General features: G+C 60.4%; 15 protein-coding genes. 3 read left to right on the forward strand and 12 right to left on the reverse strand.

Translation table 11 applies throughout. The annotated features are described in order from the left end of the window. The first annotated feature begins 38 nt into the window (after positions 1-38). Positions 39-1,385, forward strand: coding sequence for an MFS transporter (locus ACL9RJ_RS13340; protein ID WP_422765333.1), 1,347 nt, complete (start codon positions 39-41; stop codon positions 1,383-1,385). Positions 1,386-1,475: 90 nt separating this feature from the next. Here the strand turns inward: ACL9RJ_RS13340 and ACL9RJ_RS13345 are convergent, their stop codons facing one another. From ACL9RJ_RS13345 to ACL9RJ_RS13360, 4 genes are all read right to left on the reverse strand, one after another. Next, complete coding sequence (locus tag ACL9RJ_RS13345) at positions 1,476-3,062, reverse strand: aldehyde dehydrogenase (NADP(+)) (RefSeq protein ID WP_422765334.1); 1,587 nt, start codon at positions 3,060-3,062, stop codon at positions 1,476-1,478. 97 nt (positions 3,063-3,159) lie between these two features. Further along, on the reverse strand, positions 3,160-4,083 hold the full coding sequence (locus ACL9RJ_RS13350) for a dihydrodipicolinate synthase family protein (protein ID WP_103033128.1): 924 nt from the start codon (positions 4,081-4,083) through the stop codon (positions 3,160-3,162). A 61-nt stretch (positions 4,084-4,144) separates the two neighbouring features. Then, a complete protein-coding gene (locus tag ACL9RJ_RS13355; RefSeq protein WP_177118426.1) occupies positions 4,145-5,392 on the reverse strand; it encodes a DegT/DnrJ/EryC1/StrS family aminotransferase in 1,248 nt (415 codons plus the stop codon). A gap of 33 nt (positions 5,393-5,425) precedes the next feature. Further along, on the reverse strand, positions 5,426-6,238 hold the full coding sequence (locus ACL9RJ_RS13360; protein WP_177118427.1) for a shikimate dehydrogenase family protein: 813 nt from the start codon (positions 6,236-6,238) through the stop codon (positions 5,426-5,428). A gap of 264 nt (positions 6,239-6,502) precedes the next feature. On the opposite strand from ACL9RJ_RS13360, the gene ACL9RJ_RS13365 reads away from it, so the two are divergent. Both ACL9RJ_RS13365 and ACL9RJ_RS13370 read left to right on the forward strand, forming a co-directional pair. After that, complete coding sequence (locus tag ACL9RJ_RS13365) at positions 6,503-7,420, forward strand: LysR family transcriptional regulator (protein ID WP_042936945.1); 918 nt, start codon at positions 6,503-6,505, stop codon at positions 7,418-7,420. Positions 7,421-7,615: 195 nt separating this feature from the next. After that, complete coding sequence (locus ACL9RJ_RS13370) at positions 7,616-9,172, forward strand: UxaA family hydrolase (RefSeq protein ID WP_422765335.1); 1,557 nt, start codon at positions 7,616-7,618, stop codon at positions 9,170-9,172. Positions 9,173-9,303: 131 nt separating this feature from the next. Here the strand turns inward: ACL9RJ_RS13370 and ACL9RJ_RS13375 are convergent, their stop codons facing one another. From ACL9RJ_RS13375 to ACL9RJ_RS13410, 8 genes are all read right to left on the reverse strand, one after another. After that, a complete protein-coding gene (locus ACL9RJ_RS13375) occupies positions 9,304-9,744 on the reverse strand; it encodes an RbsD/FucU family protein (RefSeq protein WP_017129162.1) in 441 nt (146 codons plus the stop codon). Positions 9,745-9,754: 10 nt separating this feature from the next. Continuing rightward, on the reverse strand, positions 9,755-10,339 hold the full coding sequence (locus tag ACL9RJ_RS13380; RefSeq protein ID WP_422765336.1) for a DUF1349 domain-containing protein: 585 nt from the start codon (positions 10,337-10,339) through the stop codon (positions 9,755-9,757). A 25-nt stretch (positions 10,340-10,364) separates the two neighbouring features. After that, complete coding sequence (locus ACL9RJ_RS13385) at positions 10,365-11,213, reverse strand: amidohydrolase family protein (RefSeq protein WP_422765337.1); 849 nt, start codon at positions 11,211-11,213, stop codon at positions 10,365-10,367. 8 nt (positions 11,214-11,221) lie between these two features. Further along, positions 11,222-12,205 (reverse strand): aldo/keto reductase, encoded by a 984-nt coding sequence (locus ACL9RJ_RS13390; protein ID WP_422765338.1) that lies wholly within the window; start codon positions 12,203-12,205, stop codon positions 11,222-11,224. Between the two features lie 106 nt (positions 12,206-12,311). Further along, positions 12,312-13,355: an ABC transporter substrate-binding protein gene (locus tag ACL9RJ_RS13395; RefSeq protein WP_042936851.1), complete on the reverse strand. Its 1,044-nt coding sequence runs from the start codon at positions 13,353-13,355 to the stop codon at positions 12,312-12,314. A 171-nt stretch (positions 13,356-13,526) separates the two neighbouring features. Continuing rightward, complete coding sequence (locus ACL9RJ_RS13400; protein WP_177127525.1) at positions 13,527-14,315, reverse strand: ABC transporter permease; 789 nt, start codon at positions 14,313-14,315, stop codon at positions 13,527-13,529. Positions 14,316-14,320: 5 nt separating this feature from the next. Next, positions 14,321-15,202 carry an ABC transporter permease gene (locus tag ACL9RJ_RS13405; protein ID WP_212810994.1) on the reverse strand — a complete coding sequence of 294 codons (882 nt, stop codon included), beginning with the start codon at positions 15,200-15,202 and terminating at the stop codon, positions 14,321-14,323. Further along, positions 15,203-16,312 carry an ABC transporter ATP-binding protein gene (locus ACL9RJ_RS13410; protein ID WP_042936850.1) on the reverse strand — a complete coding sequence of 370 codons (1,110 nt, stop codon included), beginning with the start codon at positions 16,310-16,312 and terminating at the stop codon, positions 15,203-15,205. Positions 16,313-16,330: the final 18 nt, after the last annotated feature.

Genomic DNA, 16,330 nt, shown 5'->3' on the forward strand with positions numbered 1-16,330 from the left:
GGCCGGACAACACCGATAAAAAAACAAGGTCTGCCCTCATGTCTCTGCCTGAAGTCATAAAACCTGCCGTGCGCAGTCATTACCGCTGGGTGGTGGCGGCGCTGATTTTCCTGATTTACACCATCGCCGCCGCCGACAGGGCAAACCTGGGTGTTGCCCTACCCTTCATTCGCAAAGAGTTCGACATGAGCAATGCCGAGGCCGGTGGCCTGGTCAGCCTGTTTCTGCTGGCGTATGCCTTGGCACAGATCCCCTCCGGCTTTGCCTTCGGCCGCTTCGGCGTCAGCAGGATCCTCCCTGGCGCCATGGTATTGACCTCGCTGCTGACCGGCCTGGTGGGGACGGCCGGCTCGCTGCTTGCGCTGAAGCTGTACCGCCTGGGCCTTGGCGTTGCCGAAGGTCCACTGCCGATCAGCATGACCACGACCATCAACAACTGGTTTCCCCCACGGGAAAAGGGCACGGCTTCGGGAATCTTCCTGTCCGCCGTCAAATTCGGCCCGGTGATCGTGCCGCCACTCTGCGCCGTGATTATTTCGGTCTGGGGCTGGCGCGAAATCTTCTACTTTTTCGCCGTGCCCGGCATCGTCCTCGCGGTGGTCTGGTATTTCATGGTTGCCGATCACCCGTCCCGTAGCCGCTTCGTCAACAACGCCGAGCTCCACTACATCACCGAAGCAACCGACAACATCCAGACGGCTCAACCGACCCGCCCACGGCAGACCCCAGCCTGGTTGCACAGACTGGATCGCGTCATGCGGGCTCGTCATGAAACGCCCCTGGAAACCAACAAGCAGGTGTTCACCTCCTGGAACATCTGGGGTTGCGCCACCAGCTACTGTTTTCAACTGGGCGTCTCCAGCGTGTTGCTGGCATGGATCCCGACCTACCTGATGACCGTCAAGCAATTCTCGATCATGAACATGGGGCTGGTATCGGCGGCGCCATGGGTAGGCGCGGTGCTGGGCAACCTGATCGGCGGCTTCTGCTCGGACCGGCTGCTGGGCGGGCGGCGCAAGCCCGGCATGCTGCTGTCGGCACTGGGCACGTCGCTGATGATGTACCTGCTGATCAATTCGCCTGCCGAACCGCTGCCTTACGGGCTGCTGCTGATGCTGACCGGCGTTGTCCTCAGCCTCGGTTTCTCTTCCTACATGGTCTACCCGATGGGGCTGGCCACCAAGAAAACGTTCCCCATCGCCAACGCCATCGTGAACATGATCGGGCAATTGGGCGCCGCGGCCACGCCTTTCATTACCGGCCTGCTGCTGGATAACTATGGCTGGGGTTATGTATTTGCCTGGCTGGCAATCGGCTCGTTCATCAGCTTCATCCTCTTGCTGACCATCTCCGAGCCAAAGGCAGGACCGGGTCACCCCGGCTGACCTCCCCTTTTGCCCCCACGGCCTGCCCACGACAGCGCAATGGGGGCTTTTTTCATGCCACAGCATCCAGCGCCTTTGCCAACAATCGGGCTAAGGCACAAGCGCCTCGCTGCTCCACTCACCATTCACCAAGCGCTTCACTTGCAGGGGGTTGGCGTTCTGCAACGCAGCGGGCAACAGGTCGTCCGGGTAGTTCTGGTAGCAGACCGGACGCAGGAACCGATCGATCGCCAGGCTGCCGACCGAGGTCCCCCGAGGATCGCTTGTCGCCGGATAAGGGCCGCCATGGACCATCGCGTCGCAAACTTCCACCCCCGTCGGATAGCCATTGACCAGGATACGGCCAACCTTCTCCTCCAACAGGGGCACCAGCCATTGATACTTGCGCAGATCGTCCGGCTCACCGATGAGCGTCGCGGTCAGTTGGCCGCGCAGGGCCAGCAACGCATGCTCGAGTTCCGCGTCGTCAGCCACTTCGATCAGCACGGTGGCCGGGCCGAAGACTTCTTCCTGGAGCAAGGGATGTCCCTCCAACAGCAAGCCGACGTCGGCCTTGAACAGCTGCGCTTGCGCCTGGCTGCCCTCCTGCGGCTGACCCGCCAGGTGCGTGACGCCCGGGCATGACCTCAAGGCATCGACGCCCTTGCGGTAGCTGCCCAGGCCGCTCGCGTTGAGCAGGGTCTGCGGCGCCTGTACCGACAGGTGCTCCCTGAGCTGTTCGGTGAACGCCGTGAATGCCGCGCCACGGATACCGATCACCAGGCCGGGGTTGGTGCAGAACTGCCCTGCTCCCAGCACCACCGAGCCCGCCAGTTCGCCAGCGATTGCCGCGCCCCGGGCGGCCAGGGCTGCTGGCAGCAGGATGACCGGATTGATGCTCGACATTTCGGCGAACACCGGGATCGGCTGCGCACGCTCGGCGGCGATCCGGCACAGCGCTTCCCCGCCGTGCAGCGAACCGGTAAAACCCACGGCCTGGATCGCCGGATGCCTGACCAGGTCCGCACCGACACCCTGGCCGAAGATCATGTTGAACACGCCCGCGGGCATGCCGGTGCGCGTGGCCGCCCGCTCGATGGCGCAGCCCACCAGGTCGGCGGTCGCCATGTGTCCGCTATGGGCCTTGACGACCACGGGGCAACCGGCCGCCAGCGCCGAGGCCGTGTCGCCCCCCGCCGTGGAGAATGCCAGGGGGAAGTTGCTGGCACCGAACACCGCCACCGGGCCGACGCCGATGCGGTACTGACGCAGGTCGACGCGTGGCAGGGGCTGACGGTCCGGCAGCGCCAGGTCGATGCGCGCACCGAGGAAGTCACCACGGCGCAGCACCTGGGCGAACAGGCGCATCTGGTTACTGGTTCTCAGGCGCTCGCCCTGGATACGCGCGGCCGGTAGTGCGGTCTCCCGGCAGACGATGGCCACGAAATCCTGATCCAGTGCATCCAGTTCCTCGGCGATTGCCTCGAGAAACTCGGCGCGCCGCGCCGGACTCAGTTGCCGATAGGGGCCGAAGGCATTCTTCGCGGCGAGGGCGGCCTGCTCGACTTCTTCGAGCGTGGCCTGGTGGAAAGCACAGGACAGGGCTTCCCCGCTGCTGGCATCAAAGCTCTGGTGACGGGGCTCGCCAAGGCCGCTGCGGGCACCCGCGATGAATTGCTGACCAAGTACAGGAAGCATTTTCAACTCTCTCTATGTCATCGGCGCCTGGCCGAAACCTATGAAATCAACAGGCCCAGCCGCCCCGGCTGCCTCTGTTCATGCCGGGGCACCCGGTTTACCTACCCCATTGCAACGCAATCGGATTGGCCGCCCTGGCCAGTTCAAGCAGGCCCTCACGTGTCTGCGGATGCAGTGCTTCCAGGGGATGGCGAACGCTGTCGGAACGGATCACACCGCCCTCCTTCATCACCGTCTTGGCCGCACGCAATCCGCACTGGCGGTTCTCATAGTTGATCAACGGCAGAATCCGCTCATATGCCTGGATCGCGTCCTGGCGACGGCCTTCGGCATGGGCGCTCATCACCGGACGGATCAGGTCCGGAATCATCGCGCTGGCCATGACCCCACGGGCGCCGGCATCCAGATCGGCCATCAGCGTGATCGCCTCTTCACCGTTGAAAGGCCCCACGATGCTGCTGCCGCCCAGCGTGATCAGCTCGCGCAGCTTGGCGGCGGTGCCGGGCACTTCGATCTTGAAGTAACGCACCAGCGGCAGGGTCCGGGCCACTTCCGCCAGGAAAGCCGTGGAGAGCGTGACGCCGCTCAGCGGCGCATCCTGGATCATGATCGGCAGCTGGCACGCCTCTGCGACACGCTCGAAGTGCTCGCGGATCAGTCGCGGTTCGAGCTTGATGCCCGCACCGTGATAGGGCGGCATCAGCATGATCAGCGCCGCCCCGTGCTCCGCCGCGTGACGCGCACGCTGGCTGGCGACCTGGGTGCTGAAGTGGCTGCAGGTGACCATCACAGGCACCCGCCCCTTGACGTGCGCCAGGCAGAACTCGGTCAACTGTCGGCGTTCTTCATCCGAGAGCAGAAACTGCTCCGAATAGTTGGCCAGGACACAGATGCCATCCACGCCCTGGTCGATCATGCAGTCAAGCACCCGCCCCTGCCCCTCGAAATCGAGCTCGCCGGCATCGCTGAATGGCGTCGGGGCAACAGGAAACAACCCCGAGTACGGCCCAGTCGTTTGCATCGCAAAAACCTCTTCCATTGGGAAAACGGCAGGCCGGGCAACGGCCCGCCGCAGACATGAGTCAGCCTCGGCCGTAGGCCGTCAGCACTTTGCGGATCGCGTGGGCGATGCCTTGCAGGTGTTTCTCCTCGAAACGGTCGGTCCACCACATGCACACCGTTTCCTTGCAAACCGTTTCCGCCACCGGACAGACGCTGCTGGAGAAGTCCTGCGGGTTCGCGCCCGGCAAGGTGAAGGGCAGCCCCGACGAGCCGAACGTCTTGCGTTCACGGATGACCGGGTAGCTGTAGAGCGGCACCTCGCCCGGGTAACCGATGAAGCCGTCGATCCCCTCGGCCACCAGCGCCTTCATGACCTCGCGCAGCGGGACCGTCAGTTGCGCGGTGTCCACGCGGAACGAATAGAAGAAGTAAACCCCGCGGGTGTCCGGCAACGGCAATACCGGCTGGATAGGCAACCCGTCCAGCAACCCGGTCAGGCGATCGGCCGAGGCAACGCGCGCCTCGACGAACTGATGCAGTTTCTCGACCTGCGCCAGGCCGACGGCAGCCTGCAATTCGGTCATGTGGTAGTTGGGTGCCAGGAACAGGTGGTCACGGCCACCGCGCTCGCGCGGCCAGCCCTTGTCGCTGCACGCGCGCAGGCGACGACCGTTGTATTCGTCGCGATTGCTGATCACCAGGCCGCCATCACCGGTGGTCATGTGCTTGGACTGCTGGAAACTGAAACAGCCCACATCGCCGAAAGTGCCGCACAACTTGCCCTTGTAGTAGGCCAGGTGCGCCTGGGCACAGTCCTCGATGACGAACAGGTCGTGCTTGCGGGCAATCGCCATGATCGCGTCCATGTCCGCCGGATTGCCGAACACGTGGGTCACGATGATCGCGCGGGTCCGCGGGGTGATGTTCTTCTCGATGGAGATCGGATCGAGGTTCTGCGTGAGCGGGTCGACATCGGCGAAGACCGGCACCGCCAGTTGCGCGAGCACTGGAATGACCGTACCGATATCCGTCACCGGCGACAGGATGATCTCGTCGCCAGGCTCGGGATTCAGGTAGATCACCGCGGTATGCAAGGCCGCCGTGCCGTTCGCCACCGCTACGGCCGTGGACACCCCATAGATCTCGGCAAAGCGTTGCTCGAACTGCCGGGTCTTGGGGCCGACCAGGAAGGACAGGCTGCCTGAGCGGATCACTTCCAGCAGCAGTTTTTCTTCCTCGGCACCGAACGTGCGCCCGGATGCGTCACGGAAGCTGGGCAGCGTCCCGTCTATGGCGCGTGGTCCGCCATGGATGGCTAATTCGTTCATCATCAATCCTTCTTGTGAAATGAGTGCGGCCCGTTACAGGCCAAGGAAGTCCGCCATCGACTGCACCTGGTGTTCCAGCATGTGGCGCCCCAGATGGACCCGGCAGCCGATACCCTCGGCCTCGATCAGCAACGCGGTACGCTCCGGTTCCTGGACCACTTCCGCCACGGTCATCTGCGGCGTCAGCCCGGCGACATCCAGCGGCAACGGGTCCGTGGCCTGCATACCCAGGGACGTACCGTTGATAATCAGTTGGTGGCCGCTGGGGTCACGGCTGCCCAGAGAGACGTCCAGGGCCGGATAGTGACGCAGGAGCCGCTCCTTGAGCTCAAGGCTCTTGTGCTCACTGCGGTTGGCCAGGGTCAGCCGGGCGATGCCGGCCTGGGCCAGCGCGAAAGCGACGGCGTTCGCCGCGCCACCGGCACCGACAAGGTAGACCGACTGGCCGGCCACTTCGATACCGGCATGCTGCAACCCGCGCAGGAAACCGATGCCATCCAGTTGATCGCCGACCAGGCGTCCATCGGCCAGGCGTCGGATGACGTTGGCGGCGCCGACGGCGGCGGCCTGTTCACTGAGTTCGTCGCACAACGGCAGGATGGCCTGCTTGAAAGGCACCGTGACAATGGCCCCATCGAAACTCAACAGTGTTCGCAGACTGTTGACGAAACGTTCGAAGTCTTGCGGCGCAACATTCATGGGCACCATGATCGCGTCACAGCCACGCTCACGGGCAATCCTGTTGATCTTGGGCGGTGCTTTCACATGTTCGGTCGGGTGAGCAAGAATCCCCAGTACCCGGGTTCTGCCCGTCACTTCTTTATTGTTTTCCAGCCTGTCAGGCATATACGTGGCTCCTCTGTTGAAACAACCCGATCCCGTCGCGGCCTGCATGACGAAACAATAAACACCGCGAAACCGGCTGAACCCAAAGTACTGCACTTCATGCGGGGCGAGTAATGAGAAGTACACCCCTGTCGATAACCGTTGGCTATCGCCGGGTGCAGCGGCGTTTCCACAAGGGCTGGCGGCAGGACCGGAGGCGGCTGGAGTTTTCCCGCCTGCTGATGCCTAATGCGGGTCATCTCTTTGAAAAAGCGCACCCTGACGATGATGCCAACCCTGGAAACCATCTCCTCGCGCCTTCGCCTCAAGCAGTTGCGCCTGTTGATTGCCCTGGACGATCACGGCTCCATCCACCGGGCCGCGGAAATCATCGGCATCACCCAGCCCGGCGCGACCAAGGCCCTCCACGATGTGGAGGAAACCCTCGGCGCGACGCTGTTCGAACGCACCAGCAAGGGACTGAACGCCAATGCGATGGGCCGTTGCGCGATTCGCTACGCACGCTTGATCCTGACCGACCTGGCCCACCTTCGGCAGGAGATGCACGGGATCTTCCAGGGACATGGGGGACGCATCACCGTCGGCACGATCATGGGCGGCGTGCCGCTGCTGACGGCCGGCCTGCTGCGGCTGCGCGAGCGTCAACCCCAGGCGACCATCGAGATAGTCGAAGACACCAGCGTCAAGCTGCTGAGCCTGCTGGACCAGGGTCGCCTGGACATGGCGCTGTGCTACCCCAGTGTGAGCCCGCGCCCCACGGCCTATGACAGCATCAGCATGAAACCCGAAGCGCTGATGGTGATGGCCAACCCCAAGCATCCGCTGGTGGGGCGCACCTCGCTCACCCTGGAGGACCTGGCGGATTCCGGCTGGGTGATCTTCTCGGCGAACATGCCGCTGCGCCAGACGCTGGAGCGCGAGTTCCATGAGGCCGGCGTGAACTTTCCGGCCCACCCCATCGAAACCTCATCCACCTTCGCCACGCTGCTGTTGCTGATCAGCGACCCCCACCTGGTCGCGGTACTGCCCACCGACGTGGCGGAACTGCCGTTGCTGCAGGCCATGTTGACGCAGTTGCCCTGTACCATCACGCCAAAGACCGAGCCGTTCGCCATCGTCACGCGTACCCAGGTGGAACTCTCGCAACTGACCCACTTGCTGATCGAAGAACTGACGAAGTAAACCCCTTGTCGACGCAACCGATATCAGCGCCACCGGGTTGAATATCGCCTGGCCTCGCTCGATTCGGTCACACAGATAACGCTCGGTTATCTCAAGCCTCCGGATTTTCATTACCCGCCCCGCCGGGCCGGCGCTAGGATCGCGCCATGAACCCTGCAGCAAAGCATCCGCTTTCCCCTCCAGTAAGGTGCCGTAATGGAATTGATTGCTAAAACAAGTGCGCAAAGCCAGATTGTGGCGGCCACGATCCGGCTGGATCCGCATGACGACGTGCTGATCGCGCGCCAGCCGCTCCCTGCCGGTCTGTTGCTGGAGGCGGAAGGCGTCGTTGTCCGGCAGGCGATTCCCGCCGGCCACAAGGTGGCCGTACGGCGTATCGAGGCCGGCGAGAACGTTCGCCGTTACGGCCAGATCATCGGGGTCGCGTCGGCCCTGATCGAGGCCGGCGCACACGTCCACAGTCACAACCTCGGCATGGCGCACTTTTCCCGCAATCATGAGTTCGGCATCGACGCCAAACCGACGCCGCATCGGGAAGCGACGTTCATGGGTATCGTTCGCCCGGACGGTCGCGTGGCGACGCGCAACTACATCGGCGTGCTGACCTCGGTGAACTGTTCGGCCACCGTGGCGCGGGCGATCGCCGACTACTTCCGTCGCGACATCCATCCCGAGGCCCTCGCAGAGTATCCGGGCGTCGATGGCGTGGTAGCCCTGACCCATGGCATAGGCTGTGCCGTGGACCCGGGCGGCGAGGCCCTGGCGATGTTGCAGCGAACCCTGGGGGGCTATGCGGTTCACGCCAATTTCCATTCCGTCCTGATGATCGGCCTGGGCTGCGAGACCAACCAGATCGACGACCTGCTCAAGGCCCGCCACCTGCAAGCAGGCCCGCACCTGCGTGTGTTCACCATCCAGGGGACCGGCGGCACGGCGAAATCCATCGCCAACGGCATCGAGCAGATCAAGGCCCTGCTGCCGACTGCCAACCAGGTACACCGGGAAGCCGTCAGTGCCAGGCATCTCATCGTCGGGCTGCAATGTGGCGGCTCGGATGGCTACTCCGGGATCACCGCCAACCCGGCCCTGGGCAATGCGGTCGACCGGCTGGTGGCGGCAGGCGGCACGGCGATCCTTTCCGAGACCCCGGAGATCTATGGCGCCGAACATCTGCTGACACGCCGCGCGGTGAGCAGCGAGGTCGGTGAAAAGCTCATCGCGCGGATCCGCTGGTGGGAAAGCTATTGCCAACGCATGAATGCCGAGCTCAACAACAACCCCTCGGCCGGCAACAAGGCCGGTGGGCTGACCACCATCCTGGAGAAGTCACTCGGTGCCGTGGCCAAGGGCGGCTCGACGAACCTGGTCGATGTCTACGAATACGCCGAAGCGGTCACCGCCCATGGCCTGGTGTTCATGGATACCCCGGGCTATGACCCGATCTCGGCCACTGGCCAGGTGGCGGGAGGTGCCAACCTCATTGCCTTCACCACCGGCCGCGGATCAGCCTTCGGTGGCGCCCCTTCCCCCTCGATCAAGATCGCGACCAACTCGCACATGTTCAACCATCAGGAAGAGGACATGGACGTGAACTGTGGCGGCATCGCCGACGGCACCGATACGATCGAGGATCGGGGCGCCCATATCTTCGACATGATCCTGCGCGTGGCTTCGGGAGAGCGCAGCAAGAGCGAACGCCACGGCTATGGGCAGAACGAGTTCGTGCCCTGGCAGATTGGCGCGATCACCTGAGAGGCAGGAACGTACTGTTCCACGCTGAAGGGGTGCATGGGTGATCAGCTTGAGATCCCATGCACCAAGACACTTGGACCACCAGAGCCCCTCGACGTGACAGAACGTCCATCCGAGGGGCTGTGCCGCCGTCAGTTTCCGCCCAGGTTGACGGTGCCCTTGCGGATGATGACGTTGCCGTAGAACAGCGTTTCACCCGTGGCGATAATGGCAAAAGCTTCCTTGGCCCGGTCGTAGAAAGCAAAGCGCTCAATGCGACAGAGAGTCGGCGATTCGCCTGGCAGCGCGTCCAGTGCGTCCTGGATCACCGTATGCGCCCTTACGAGGGTGTCGGGCTCATCTATCACTTCCATCCCCACGACCGGATCGGGTTCGGACTCATCGATCGGCATGACCGAGAGCACGGCCTTCAACATCCGTGGCAGGTCCGCCGCTTCCATGCGGATCAGCCGTTTGGCCACCGTCTGGGCGGGAAAGCTGCCATCGACAATGACGATCTCGTCACCATGGCCCATGGATCGCAAGGCAAAGAGGATGTCAGCGTTGAGGATAGGATCGATACCAATCAGCATGGGAACTCCTTCAGCTCAAGTCGTGGAGGTTTTTGGTGGTGGCCGAGCCGATGGAGAACGCTGAAAAGCGCACGGTCAGGCCGCTTCGTTCCGGCGTGCAGGCGGTGGGGCCTACCTGATAACTTTCCGCCTCCGGGAATGGGGCAAGACGCAACAGCGGCCAGAAGACACCGTCACGGGAGGCCTGGATCCGCATCGTGCCTTTGGCCACGGTGACTCTCAGGTAGAAGTCCTCCAGTTCCTTGAAAGGTTGGGAGACCGACCAGTCCGACTGGCCGTCGGTGATGACGGTGCTCAGAAACAACTCACCGTCCGTGAACTCCACGCCGGTTTTCATCCAGCGCGTTTCGTCAATCCGCACCATCAGGCCAGCCTGGTCGTAAAGCGTCCGAAACGCCCCCTGGATGCGAATCTGCGCGGTGAATTCGCTGCCCGTCGGGAAGCCGAGAAAGTGCCCCGTATCGCGGATGAAGCCGTAATGCGTTTTCCGCCAGAAATCGGTTTTTTCGTCAGTGGTCAGGGTGAGGCCGGCGTCATCCGCCACCCAATGGGCTGGCGGGTTCAGCCAGGTTCCGGTACCGAGGTCGATGCTCATAGGGTTATCCTTTTCTTCCAGGGCCTCAACGCAGGTTATAGGCGTCGAGGGCGTTCAGTTCAAAAAAGCGGCTGGCAATCTCGGGGTGCGTTTTGACGAGTCGCTCGGCGATCGCCTTTACCCCGGAGTAGGTAGCCGCCAGGGTGCAAACGGGCCAGTCCGAGCCGAATAGAATGCGCCCGGGGCCAAATACCGTCAGTGCAGTACGTGTATAGAAGTCGAAGGTTTCTGCTGCGCATGACTCGGCGTCCGCCTCGGTGACCAGGCCAGAGACCTTGCACCAGACATTGTCGCTTTCGGCGAGAAGCTCGAACGCTTCGCGCCAGGCGGGGCTGAACCCTTCGGCGATCGGAGGCTTGGCAAGATGGTCAAGGACGAAGCGTCCATGCGGATAACGCCTTGCGAGCAGCGTCGCAGCCGGTAGCTCCCGTGTGCGAACCAGCAGGTCGAACGTCAATCCAGCCTCTATGACCGCGCCAACCGCTTCCTGTACGCGGGAGCGACACAGCCAGTCAGGATCCGGCTCGTCATGAACGTTATGGCGTATTCCGACGAGCTTGTCGCCACCGGGCAATGCGCGCAAGGCGGCGATCTGCGCCGGCACGTCGTCCGACTGCAGATCGACCCAGCCGACAACGCCCATGACAAAATCATGGGACGCGGCTATCGCCAGGAGGTCCCGGGTCTCTGACAGATCATGCCGGCATTGCACGACGATAGTGGAATCGATGCCATTATCGGCCAACAGCGGCTGCAGGTCGTGCGGAGCGAAATTGCGGCGAAGAGCGCGCATTTCATCGCCCGCCATCCATGGATAGGATCCGGTGGTCAGATCCCAAAAATGCTGGTGGGTATCGATTATCTGATTCGGCATGCTTTTCTTCATGCTGTTGGAGCATCGGCAGAGATCAGGCCCTGGGTCTTGAGGTCCTGCCACAGGGCACCTGGAATGGGCAGGCGGAACAGCTCGGCGTTTTCCAGCATTTCCTCGGCGGTTCTGGGCCCGGTGAGAACGCTGGCCACTGCCGGGTGAGCGAGGGGAAACTGTATGGCCGCCGCTTTCAAGGGCACACCATGGCTCAGGCAGACCTTCTCCAGCATCAACGCCCGCTCTATGAGCGCCCGGTCTGCGTCCTCGTAATTGAATTTCGCGCCGGCACTCGGATTGGCGAGAATGCCGCTGTTATAGACCCCGCCAATAATGATCGATATGTTTTTCTGGACGCAAAGAGGCAGCAGTTCCGTAAGGGCACCTTGCTCCAGGAGGGTGTAGCGGCCTGCCAGCAGAAAGCAGTCGAAATTGCCATTGCGAGCAAACTCGGCAAGCATCCGGCTCTGGTTCATGCCGGCGCCGACGGCACCGATGGTGCCGTCGGAGCGCAACCGGTCGAGCGCTTTATAGGCGCCCTCGATGGCCTGCTGATAACTGGCGTCAGGGTCATGGATATGCAATACGTCAATGCGATCGAGGCCCAGCCGGGCCAGGCTCTCCTCCACCGACGTCATCACGCCGTCATAACTGAAGTCGAAGACCGGGCGCTCGGGCGGAGTGTCCTTGTAGTAACCATCAACGACCGGCGTTTCAGGCACCCGCAGAAGGCGACCGACCTTGGTGCACACGACATAGTCATCGCCAGACTTGCGCTTTAGAAAAGCCCCCAGGCGCTGTTCAGCCATGCCGTTGCCGTATTGCGGGGCGGAGTCAAAGAAGCGAACACCCAGGTCCCAGGCAGCCTCCAGCGTTTCTTCGGCGCTGGTGGTGCTGGTCGGCGAGTAGAGACCACCAATGGCCGTGGTGCCTACTCCCAGCCTGCTCACTCGAAGTTCGGTCAGTCCAAGAGGCACGGCCTCAAATATTTCCTTCATGAAATTTTTCCTCTCATATGCACAGCCATCCAGCTGTGACTTCTTTCATCACAGCAGGAAATAATAATGGCGGGGACTTCTTGTCTTTATTGATGCAGCGACCCCACTACACGGCCGTTGCCTTGATTTCATTCCATAGTTCGATACGCCGACCAAAATCTTCAGGCGCCTGCAGGAAGACCAGCTTTTCCGAGTAGTTCAGGCCTATCTTGATATTTGCAGCTTCGTTCGTAGAGTTGCCATAACCGGTTTTTTCACTGATATAGGTGCCGACATCTTTCTCCAGCATTGCATCGACCCAGGCGTGTGCAAGACCGCTATCGCGGGCTTTGGCGCTGATACACCAGCAATCGATCCAGCCGATGGCGCCCTCTTTGGGAATAGTGAGCGCCGCATTGACGTTTCGCTTCTTGAGCATCGCGGCCTGGGGCTCGCCCATGGACATCATCAAATCGATGCCACCCTGGGCAAAGATGCTGACCCCATCGTCAAAGCCGGAATAAAAGCTGGCGATATTGGCTTTCTGAGCCAACAACTTCGTCTTGATCAATGCGAATTGATCATCCGTCAGATTGAAAGGATCCTTGATTCCCAGGGTCAGCGCCGCCGTCACAATGGCGTTGTTGGCATCATCGACGATGATCATCCGCCCCTTGTATTTCTCATCCCAGAGCACCGCCCAACTATCAGGGGCGACCTTGAATACATCAGCGTTGTAAATCAGCGGTATGGAGCCCCAGGCGAAGGGCGCCGCGTAAGTCTTGCCATCAAAGACGATGGCCGAGACATTCTGAAAAGTGGGCATCAGGTTCCTGGCGTTCTGGAGCCTGGCCAGATCGAGAGGCTGGATCAGCTTTTCCTGGGTCAGACGCTTGTAGGAAGAGGTCTCGATGGCGATCACGTCGTAATCGGCGCCCTGCGAAGCCGTCATTTTTGCGAAGATCTCGTCGACACTGGCCGCATAAGTGACGCTTACCGAAGAACCTGTTTTTTTCTCGAAGGCCTTCACCCATTGGTCGTCAGCGTAACCTTCCCAGGTCAGCACCCTCAGTTCCTTGCCTGCCGCACTGGCCGAACGCATAAAACCCGGAGTAATTAGCGCACTTGCTGCGACGACTGTGCTCAAAGCCAAAAAGTCACGTCTTTTCATTTCGCCCTCTCTCGATATTTTTAAAGTTATTATGTGCAATATTCCATGGACGCAATGTTCCGCCCATCCTAAGTTGCTACAACAAGAACGGCAGTCGCGAAGCAATTTTCCAAAGTTTTCCCACGTCCATTTATCATGGTTTTATTTTTGAGTTGACGCCCTCTTCTCTCCTCATGCCTTGCGCTCGATACTCTGGCGCAGGGATATCGCGCCTAGCGTTGCAAATACCAGCGTCACACAGAGCACCACCGAGACCAGCGCGTTGATTTCGGGGGTGAAACCGGTTCGCATCATTGCCCATAAGCGCATTGGCAGTGTGCTATCCCCGCCGACCAGGAAGAACGTCACCAGCGTTTCGTCGAAAGAAAGGGCAAACGCCAGCAAGGAGCTGGTCACCAGCGCTGATCGCAGCTGCGGGAAGACAATATAGATAAAGGTCTCGAAGCCATTCGCGCCAAGATCGAGCGAGCCTTCAATCTGCGAGCTTTCAAGTGTGTCCAGGCGGATCATGATCATCCGATAGATCACCGCCAGAATCAGCACGACGTGCCCGATGGTGACGGTCACCAGACTGCGTTCCAGGCCAACTTCCCGAAAAGCCACCAACAACGAAATACCGGTGATGATCGCAGGCAGCACGAATGGCAGGAATATTACAAACTCGATATATTTCTGCCCTTTGCGCGCCCCGGTCTTCATGTAATACGCAAGGGCCAGCGAAATAATTGTCGCGATGACTACAGCGCAGGCACCGACAAGCAGTGAGTTCCCGAGCGATTCCAGCAATTGGGAGTTCTCGGAAAACTTGCCATACCACTGCAAACTGAAATCAGACCAATCAACCTGGTGATCCTTGACACTGAAGAACGAGAGTGTGACCACTATCGCTGCCGGCGCATAAAGCACGGCGAACGCGAAAATACCCATGATCCACAGTACAGCAACGGTGATACGTTCCATGGGTGTCATTTTACTCTCCCCGCGCGGGAAATCAGGGAAGCAAGCCCGATGATGGCTATGACGGCTACAAGCAGCACGACTGCGAGTGCCGCACCGAACGGCCAGTTGAATGCCATGCCGAACTGACTCCAGATGGCGCGACCGAAAGTGAACCCCTCGCTCCCCCCTACCATTTGCGGAGTAAGGTAATCGCCCAGGGCAATGACCATCACAAATAGCGCCCCGGCAATCGATCCGGGCAGGCTGAGCGGAAGAATGACCGTCATGAAGATCCGGCCAGGCTTGGCCCCAAGATCAGCCGCGGCAGCAATCAACGAGGGTGGAATACGGTCTAGCGCGAGGAATATCGGCAATATGCCAAAAGGCAGATAGATGACCGCCATCGCAATCATCACGGCTGTCTGGTTGAATATAAAAAGCCGACTGGGCACATCAATGATTCCCAGGGACAACAAAACCGAATTCAAGAAGCCGTTGTAGCCGAGAATACTGCGCATCGCGTAAATCTTTACGACGTAATTCATAACCAATGGCAGTGCACTGAACAAAAGCAGCAGGTAACGGGCCGAGCCTTCCAGACGCCAGATCAGGTACGAAATGATATAGCCAAAAACCAGGGCGACAAACGCAACGAAAAATGCCAGCTTCAGCGTGCCCAGAAAGACCTTGAGATAACTACCTGCAAAAAAGCCCGCGTAGTTGGCCAGGGTCAGGCTGCCGGTAAGGACACCGCCTTTCTGTTCCAGGAAGCTGTAGGCCAGGAAGGACACCAGCGGGACCAGAACCATCACCGTTGGCACGCCGTAGATAACCAGCTTTACCATGATCTTGGCGAGTTGTAGCCGATTCGGGTTGGCGGCTTCCATATTCAGGATCAGGGCTGTCATCTAGGATTCTCTCGGCACGAAGCTGATATCGGATTCCGACCAGCGCAACGAGACCTCTGCACCCACGCCGAGATTATTCGTCCACAGTGCGGTCGGTATGCGCACTTTGATTCGGTGCGCCGCCGCTCCCAGTGAAAGCGATAACTGCGTGGTAGGTCCCAGGAATGTCACACCCTCAAGCTTTGCCGTCGTGACCTGCTGATCCGGCTTGCACTCGCTCCCATCATGCAGGCTGAAACTTTCAGGCCGGATCGCCAGTTGAAAACCCTTGCCCTTGGGCCCTGGCGACACGTGCCTGCCCAAGGGACTCTCAATCATGGATGCGCCACCTTGGGAATCCGTGATCGTGGGAAGTAAATTATTTTCCCCAAAGAACTTTGCTACAAACTCGCTTTTCGGCCTGTAGTAGATTTCCTTGGGCGTTCCAACTTGAACAAGATTGCCATGGTCCATGACCGCGATACGATCCGACATCGAGATCGCTTCTTCCTGATCATGAGTGATGAATACGAATGTTGTCCGGATTCTGCGCTGCAGATCCTTGAGAAACTCCTGCATCGATCGACGCAGCTCGGCGTCAAGTGCCGCGAGGGGTTCGTCGAGCAAGACCACTTGCGGCTCACAGACGATGGCCCTTGCAAGCGCCACACGTTGCCGCTGGCCGCCGGAGAGCGCAGCAGGGTATCGATCCGCCTTGTCCGCCAGATTGACGGTCTCAAGTACGGCCCTGACCTTGGCCTTGATCTGATCGGCAGGCATGCGTCGGATACGTAGACCATATCCGACGTTGCTCGCCACGGTCATATGGGGAAAAAGCGCGTAATCCTGAAATACCGTATTGAACGGTCTTTTGAATATCGGCAGGCTTACAATGTCGGTTCCCCGCAGGAGAATCTGACCGGATGTAGGCGCCGTGAATCCGCCAATCATTCGTAGAATGGTGGTTTTACCGGACCCGGACGGGCCAAGGATAGTAAGAAACTCACCGTCCTTGATGTCCAGGTCAACGGGTTTCAATACATTGATGCTACCGTATGACTTCGTTACACCCACAAGACGAATCAAGTCCGATGTGACGGTGGACAAAACAGGATTAGCTAAAACAGTCATTTTTCTTGTTCTCACCCT

Origin of the sequence: Pseudomonas sp. Mn2068 (genome assembly GCF_049319725.1) — a bacterium.
Lineage (GTDB): Bacteria > Pseudomonadota > Gammaproteobacteria > Pseudomonadales > Pseudomonadaceae > Aquipseudomonas > Aquipseudomonas gingeri.